General features: G+C 67.5%; 6 protein-coding genes and 1 pseudogene. 5 read left to right on the plus strand and 2 right to left on the minus strand.

Going from position 1 to position 7,407, the window contains the following annotated elements; translation table 11 throughout:
- Positions 1-263 precede the first annotated feature (263 nt).
- On the minus strand, positions 264-2,453 hold the full coding sequence (katG, locus tag ACFYX0_RS45950; RefSeq protein WP_388981327.1) for a catalase/peroxidase HPI: 2,190 nt from the start codon (positions 2,451-2,453) through the stop codon (positions 264-266).
- A gap of 769 nt (positions 2,454-3,222) precedes the next feature.
- Between katG and ACFYX0_RS45955 the strand changes: the two genes are divergently transcribed.
- From ACFYX0_RS45955 to ACFYX0_RS45975, 5 genes and pseudogenes are all read left to right on the plus strand, one after another.
- Positions 3,223-4,410: a CE1758 family FMN-dependent luciferase-like monooxygenase gene (locus ACFYX0_RS45955; RefSeq protein WP_388981330.1), complete on the plus strand. Its 1,188-nt coding sequence runs from the start codon at positions 3,223-3,225 to the stop codon at positions 4,408-4,410.
- Positions 4,410-4,892 carry a MarR family winged helix-turn-helix transcriptional regulator gene (locus ACFYX0_RS45960; protein WP_388981332.1) on the plus strand — a complete coding sequence of 161 codons (483 nt, stop codon included), beginning with the start codon at positions 4,410-4,412 and terminating at the stop codon, positions 4,890-4,892. Before ACFYX0_RS45955 ends, ACFYX0_RS45960 begins: the two co-directional genes overlap by 1 nt.
- Positions 4,889-5,617, plus strand: coding sequence for a CE1759 family FMN reductase (locus ACFYX0_RS45965; RefSeq protein WP_388981334.1), 729 nt, complete (start codon positions 4,889-4,891; stop codon positions 5,615-5,617). Before ACFYX0_RS45960 ends, ACFYX0_RS45965 begins: the two co-directional genes overlap by 4 nt.
- The gene (locus ACFYX0_RS45970; protein ID WP_388981337.1) at positions 5,607-6,812 is read left to right on the plus strand and encodes a flavin-containing monooxygenase; all 1,206 of its coding nucleotides are present in this window, start codon (positions 5,607-5,609) and stop codon (positions 6,810-6,812) included. The genes ACFYX0_RS45965 and ACFYX0_RS45970 overlap by 11 nt, the downstream gene beginning before the upstream one ends.
- A 109-nt stretch (positions 6,813-6,921) precedes the next feature.
- A pseudogene (locus ACFYX0_RS45975) lies at positions 6,922-7,098 on the plus strand (LLM class flavin-dependent oxidoreductase); the annotation flags it as partial.
- 14 nt (positions 7,099-7,112) lie between these two features.
- On the opposite strand, the gene ACFYX0_RS45980 reads toward ACFYX0_RS45975, so the two are convergent.
- A complete protein-coding gene (locus tag ACFYX0_RS45980) occupies positions 7,113-7,235 on the minus strand; it encodes a hypothetical protein (protein WP_388981339.1) in 123 nt (40 codons plus the stop codon).
- Positions 7,236-7,407 lie beyond the last annotated feature (172 nt).

Raw genomic sequence — 7,407 nt, forward strand, 5'->3', positions numbered from 1 at the left:
TCCAACTTGAGCCTAGACACCTCAAGGATCACAGGAGGCGGCGTGTTTCCTGTATCGGGGCAGTTCAGGGCGCCCACACATACGGCAGGAGAGCCCTTTTTCACGGGCCCCGGCGCGTGCTGATGAGCGCGGACGACGGTGGAGTCGACCTCGAACAACCCAGTCCAGGGCGTCTTCGGCGTCGGGTTGGGCGAGCAGGGCCGTGAAGACCTTCTCCCGAGGATGTCCCGGTCGGCCGATGAGCGGCCGACCGGGAATCGCGCTCAGGCGAGGTCGAACCGATCGAGGTTCATCACCTTGTCCCACGCGGCCACGAAGTCACGCACGAACTTCTCTCCCGCGTCCCGGGAGGCGTAGACCTCCGAGACGGCTCGGAGCTGTGAGTGCGAACCGAAGATCAGGTCTACGGCGGTGGCGGTCCACTTGACCTCGCCTGTGGCACGATCCCGACCTTCGAATACGTCCTCAGCCGCGGCCGACGCCTTCCACTCCGTGCCCATATCGAGCAGGTTGATGAAGAAGTCGTTGGTCAATGTCTCGGGCCGGTGAGTCAGGACGCCGTGTGGGGTTCGCTCGAAGCCCGTGTCCAGGGCCCGCATGCCGCCGACGAGAACCGTCATCTCGGGAGCGGTCAGTGTCAACAGGTTGGCGCGGTCCAGTAGGAGAGTCTCCGGTGACAGCTTCTCTCCCACCCGGAGGTAGTTGCGGAACCCGTCTGCCGTGGGTTCGAGCACCGCGAACGACTCCACGTCGGTCTGCTCCTGGGAGGCGTCCGTGCGCCCCGGTGCGAACGGGACTGTGATGTCGTGTCCGGCGTTCTTCGCGGCTTGCTCGACGGCCGCGCACCCGCCCAGGACGATCAGGTCAGCGAGCGAAATCTTCCTTCCGCCGGCCTGTGAGAGGTTGAAGTCGTGCCGGATCTGCTCGAGGGTCTGCAAGACCTGGGCCACCTCGGGCAGGTCATTGACCTCCCAGTCCCTCTGCGGCGCGAGCCGGATCCGTGCCCCGTTGGCCCCGCCACGCTTGTCGGTTCCGCGGAAGCTTGCCGCCGACGCCCAAGCGGTGGTGACCAACTGGGAGATGGACAGTCCCGAGGTGAGGATCCTGCCCTTGAGAGCAGCGATGTCCTCGGCCGCGACCAGTTCGTGATCGACATCGGGGACGGGGTCCTGCCACAGCTGAGGCTCAGGAATCCACGGGCCGAGGTAACGCGAGCGGGGTCCCATGTCGCGGTGCAACAGCTTGTACCACGCCTTGGCGAACGCTAGCGCGAGCTTGTCCGGGTTCTCGTGGAAGCTCTTCGCGATCGGCCCGTAGATCGGATCCACCTTCAGCGCGAGGTCCGTCGTCAGCATCATGGGAGCGTGCCTCTTCGACGGATCATGAGCATCAGGCACAGTGCCCTTGGCCGACGGATCCGTGGGAGTCCACTGCTTCGCACCGGCAGGGCTCGTCGTCAGCTCCCAGTCGTACCCGAAGAGGTTGTCCAGGTACCCGTTGTCCCACTTCGTCGGCTCGGGGGTCCACGCGCCCTCGAGCCCACTGGTGAGGGCGTCGGCACCCTTGCCGCTGCCGTACGTGTTCCTCCAGCCGAGGCCTTGCTGCTCGATAGGACCCGCCTCGGGTTCCGGGCCGATGTACGAGGGATCGACCGCGCCATGACACTTGCCGAACGTGTGGCCGCCGGCGATGAGTGCAACCGTCTCCTCGTCGTTCATTGCCATCCGCCCGAACGTCTCGCGAATGTCCCTGGCGGCGGCCATCGGATCCGGGTTACCGTTGGGCCCCTCCGGATTGACGTAGATCAGTCCCATCTGCACGGCACCGAAAGGACCGGCGAGTTCCCTGTCGCCGCTGTAGCGCTCGTCTCCGAGCCATGTGTCCTCGAGCCCCCAGAAGATTTCCTCGGGTTCCCAGATGTCCTCTCGTCCGAAGGCGAACCCGAACGTCTTGAAACCCATCGATTCCATGGCACAGTTGCCGGTGAAGACCAGAAGGTCGGCCCAGGAGATTTTCTGGCCGTACTTCTGCTTGACCGGCCAGAGCAAGCGGCGTGCCTTGTCGAGACTCGCGTTGTCCGGCCAACTGTTGAGGGGGGCAAAACGCTGAGCACCGGCGCCGCCACCGCCCCGGCCGTCGGCGACGCGGTACGTTCCCGCGGCATGCCAGCTCATCCGGATGAACAGCGGACCGTAGTGGCCGTAGTCGGCAGGCCACCACTCTTGCGACGTCGTCATCACCTCGATGATGTCGTGCTTCAGCGCGTCGAGGTCGAGGGTCGCGAACTCTTGTGCGTAGTTGAAGTCCTCGCCCATCGGATTGGACTGGGGCGAGTGCCGGTGGAGAACCTGGAGGTCCAGTTGATTCGGCCACCAGTCCCGGTTCGTCTTGGGGCGAGTCGGTGTGGGGGTCGGGGAGGGGATTACCGGGTTCTCGCTTTCGCTGCGGGACACGTCCGTCCTTCTTCCTGTCTCGACGTTTCCTTCTGCTGGCTGCTGCTTTGAGTTGTTGGCCTTGCTGGTGTCGAGCACGTGTCGGTATCCGTATGGTCGCGCACCGCAGACCGCACCACTACGAGAACACGCAGGACACCTCGTGCAAGAAGAACTCGAAGTCCAAAGCGGTTTGGGTCAGGTCAATGGTTGACGATTCTCTCGGCCTCTGAGACATGCGAGAAGAGGCGGCTCTTTCTGATCATCTTGATGGCCCCGCTGACATGAGCAGCTGAAGCGGACCGTTGTATGGCTTGGCAATTGCTGGAGCGGCGAACTGCGACCGCGATGCCTTTTTGCGGCCTTCGCCCAGCCCGCGTCCTACCGCCTGCCGCGACGGCCGGACCGACCAGGATGACGGGCCTCGGGCTTCTCCGGTGAGTGCGAGACCGGCAGGTTTCTCATGGCCGCTGTGGCCGGTTGTGGCCCGGTAGGGCGAGCGAGGCGGCGGCACCGGTGTGGCTCGGTGTCGGAGTGGTTTGCTGGGGCGGTCAGGTCGAGGCCGCGCCGTTGGTGTGGGGAGCCTTCGTCTGCCCTGCCGCCGTTCCTCTCCTTGGTCGCCGCTTCGCTGCCGCTCGGGGCGGTCCCTCCTGGTGGCTGCCCTCGGTGTCCGAGTCGTCGTACGGGCTATGACGGGGATCACAGCGCCGCTCGTCGGCGCAGTGGGAATACATGCTCAGTCATGTTGTTTGATTTACATGCGAAGTCATGTATCAGCAGGGAGAGCACTATGCAGTTCGGCATCTTCGGGGTCGGCGATATCTCGCCCGACCCGACCACGGGACACACTCAGAGCGAGGCGGAGCGGATCGGCAACCTGATCAAGATCGCCCGGCGGGCCGACGAGGTGGGCCTCGATGTCTTCGCGCTGGGCGAGCACCACAATCCACCGTTTGCGGTGTCCTCGCCGCCGGCGCTGCTCGCCCACATCGCGGCGCTGACGGAGCGGATCATCCTGAGCACCGCGGTGACCCTGATCACGACCAATGACCCGGTGAAGATCGCCGAGGACTATGCGATGGTGCAGCACGTCGCCAAGGGGCGGCTGGACCTGATGCTCGGCCGCGGGAACACCGTGCCGGTATATCCGTGGTTCGGGAAGGACATCCGCCAGGGCGTCGCCCTCGCGCTGGAGAACTACAACCTGCTCCACCGGCTGTGGCGCGAGGACGTGGTCGACTGGGAAGGACGCTTCCGCACCTCGCTGCAGGGCTTCACCTCCACCCCGCGCCCGCTGGACGACGTCCCGCCGTTCGTGTGGCACGGCTCGATCCGCAGCCCGGAGACCGCCGAACAGGCGGCGTACTACGGCAACGGGTTCTTCGCCAACCACATCCTGGCCCCGAACTTCCATTTCAAGCCGATCGTCGAACTCTACCGGCGACGGTTCGAGCACTATGGCCACGGCACCGCCGAGCAGGCCATCGTCGGACTGGGCGGCCAGGCGTTCGTCGCCAAGCGTTCCCAGGACGCGGTCAACACCTATCGGCCCTATTTCGAGAACTACCCGGTCTTCCGCGGCTCGAAGCTGGAGGACGTCATGGCGGGCACGCCGCTGACCGTCGGCAGCCCGCAGGAGGTGATCGAGAAGGTACTCACCTTCCAGGAGGGCTTCGGGGACTACCAGCGCCAGCTCTTCGCGGTGGACGCCCTGGGCCTGCCCGTCGACATGGCGTTGGAGCAGGTCGAACTGCTGGGCACCGAGGTGGTGCCGGCGCTGCGCAAGGAGATGGCGGCGCGCCTTAAGCCCGGTGTCCCGGGCGCCCCGACGCACGGTTCCCTGGTCAAGGCGAAGTACGGCGACGCCGAGCCGCGTCAGCCGCGCCCGAACCCGAACCGGGGAGACAACCTGTCGGGCACCTCGCCGTACCAGGACAGCGACCCGGCCGTCGAGGCCAGCTTCCCGGCGGCGTTGTGATGGCCGACGTCAGCCGACTGGCGAACGAGGCCTGGGAGGCGATGTTCCGGGCCCAGGCGACCCTCGCGCGAGAGTTCGAGTACGGGGGCGACTGGGGTGGCTTCCCGCCGCGCGAGTACGGCGTGCTCTACGCGCTGGCCGGAGCGAGTGACGGCTTGCGGATCACCGACCTGATCGACGACGCCCTGCTCACTCAGGCGGGGGTGTCCCGGCTGGTCGCCCGCCTGGAGAAGCGGGGGCTCGTCGAACGGCGGCCCGATCCCGACGACGCCCGCGCCTGCCGCATCGTTCTCACTGCCGAAGGCCGTGAAGTGCAACGGCGCCTCGGCCGCGCACATGCTCGGCATGTCACGACCGCGATGACCCGGGCCCTGACCCGCGAGCAACTGGAGACGCTGCGCGAGCTCGGCCGCGCACTGGTCGCCGCGGCCCCGGCCACTGCCGCCCATCACTCGAAAGCACCCGCGAGGGACACCGCATGAACGACCTCACCCCCGCCGCGCCCTCGGTGACGATCGCCGTCGTCAATGCCGGCGTCAGCGATCCGTCCTCGACCCGGCTGCTTGCCGACCGCACAGCCCAAAAGACGGTCGACACCCTCGGGGCGTCGGGCACGACGGCCACCGTGCGCTCGCTCGATCTCGGTCCTCTCGCCACGGACATCGCGCAGGGCATCGTCTCCGGCATGCTGGGCCCGAAGGTGCAGTCGGCCATGGAGCTGCTCGCCCGGGCCGACGCGGTCATCGCCGCCACACCGGTTTACAAGGCGGGGATCAGCGGCTTGTTCAAGTCGTTCGCCGACCTGATCGACAACGACCTGCTCATCGCCAAACCGGTTGTCCTCGCCGCCACGGGCGGAAGCGCACGACACGCCATGGTGGTCGACGACCAGCTCCGGCCGCTGTTCGCCTTCCTGCGCACCATCCCGGTGCCCACCTCCCTGTACGCCGCACCCGAGGACTGGGCGTCAACCGACCTCGGCAAGCGGATCGCCCGAGCCGCACAGGAGCTCTCCGTCATGCTGCGCAGCGGAGCCGGCCGGCAGATCGCCGACAGCAACTGGAGTGGCTACGACCACCAGTTCGGCGGCAACGCCACACGGGCGCAACGGTCGCTGGACGACGTTGACTTCACCACCGACCTCATGCGACTCGCCACCGGCGGAAGCGCACGCCCTCAAGGTGGTGACCGGGCCGGTGCACGTTGACGCACCCGCCCAGGAAAGGGGACAGGCGGGATACGAGCGAGCAGGCCGACGCGCGACGGTGGTGGTCATAGGAGGCGGACAGTCGGGGCTCTCGGCCGGCTACCACCTCAAGCGGCGCGGCTTCGCCAGCGCCCTGACCGTCCCGCACGGCTCCGACAACGACCGGACCTTCGTAGTGCTCGATGCCGAACCGGCGGCCGGCGGGGCGTGGCGGCACCGCTGGGAGTCGCTGCGGATGGGGACCGTGAACGGCATCTTCGACCTGCCCGACTTCCCGCAACCACCCGTCGACCCCGACGAGCCCAGCCGCATGGCGGTCCCGCGCTACTTCGCCGCCTTCGAGCAGGCGACCGACCTGCCGATCCTGCGTCCGGTGACCGTGACCTCCGTTCGGACCGTGGACGATCGGCCCGACGGAGAACTGGTGGTGGAGTCCAGCGCGGGGACGTGGACCACCCGGGTGGTCATCAACGCCACCGGCACCTGGACCAACCCCGTCCGCCCCCACTACCCGGGGCAGGAGACCTTCACCGGCATCCAGGTGCACACCCACGACTATGTCTCGGCCGACCGGTTCGCCGGCCTGCAAGTCGCCGTCGTCGGCGGCGGCATCTCGGCACTCCAGCAGCTGGAGGAGATCTCACGGGTGGCCACCACGTTCTGGTACACGCGTCGCGAACCCGTTTTCCGCGAGGGCGAGTTCGAGCGCGAGGTCGCCGGCCGCGAGATCGTGGCCAAGGTCGCCGCCGACGTCGAAGCGGGCAGGCCCACCGGCAGCGTCGTCTCCTACACCGACCTGGCCTGGACTGCGTACGCGTTGGCGGCGAAGGAGCGCGGGGCCCTGAGGCGCCGTCCCATGTTCACCGCCATCGAACCCGAGGGCGTCCGTGAAGCGGACGGTTCGTTCACAGCTGTCGACGCCATCGTGTGGGCCACGGGTTTCAAGGCCGCCCTGGCACACCTGGAGCCTCTGGGGCTGCGCAACGAGCTCGGCGGGATCACCATGCGCGGCACCCAGGTGGCCGGCGAACCACGCGTGCACCTGGTCGGCTTCGGACCGTCCCAGTCCACCGTCGGCTCCAACCGCGCCGGCCGCCAGGCGGTCAACAGCCTGCTGCGGCAGTGGAGGGCCACCGCACCGTCCCTGGTCGGCCAGACGGGCACGCCCAGCGAAGCATCGGGGGTCCACTCATGAAGTTCCAAGTCCTCCGACAGCCTGCCGAATCTCAAGAACCCCGTGACCGGGCGCGAGATCCGCGCCGACGAGCGGTACTCCCAGGCGCTGACCTCCGCGCGCTACGCCGATCAGTTCGGCTTCGACGCGGTCGGGCTGGGCGAACGTTCACGCCGGTGCCTTCCTCTCCAGCGGCGTCACGGTCCTGCTCGGTGCGATCGCTGCGACCACCAGCCGGGTCCGGATCCAGACGGGCGTCTCGGTCCTGTCGATCCACGACCCGCTGCGCGTCGCCGAGGACTACGCCACGGTCGACCGCTCTCACGCGACCAGCTCAAGCTCGTCATCGGCAAGGGCAACGAAGTGCAGCCTCGCGGCGAAGTGGGGCGACCCGCTCTTCTCCGCCAACGCCATCCAGCCCCGCGACAGGTACACCGTACTCATCGATCACTACCGCACGGAGTACGTCCGGCACGGGCACGACCCCCGGTTCGCGTACATCGGCGCAGGGGCCGGCTTCCTCTACCTCTGATCTTGGCCAGTGCTCCGCCCTTCAGGGCGGGGGTGAAGGCCATCCTTGGGTCGGAGGCGCGGAGCGCCGGAGTGCTCTGCGCCT

This window comes from Streptomyces sp. NPDC002573 (genome assembly GCF_042889625.1).
Taxonomy (GTDB): Bacteria; Actinomycetota; Actinomycetes; order Streptomycetales; family Streptomycetaceae; genus Streptomyces; species Streptomyces gibsoniae.

What these genes read in the sequence shown, in the direction of transcription:
- ACFYX0_RS45965 (WP_388981334.1), top strand. Translation starts at nt 4,889, where the DNA reads ATGAACGACCTCACCCCCGCCGCGCCCTCGGTGACGATCGCCGTCGTC.
- ACFYX0_RS45955 (WP_388981330.1), top strand. Translation starts at nt 3,223, where the DNA reads ATGCAGTTCGGCATCTTCGGGGTCGGCGATATCTCGCCCGACCCGACC.
- ACFYX0_RS45960 (WP_388981332.1), top strand. Translation starts at nt 4,410, where the DNA reads ATGGCCGACGTCAGCCGACTGGCGAACGAGGCCTGGGAGGCGATGTTC.
- ACFYX0_RS45980 (WP_388981339.1), bottom strand. Translation starts at nt 7,235, where the DNA reads ATGAGTACGGTGTACCTGTCGCGGGGCTGGATGGCGTTGGCGGAGAAG.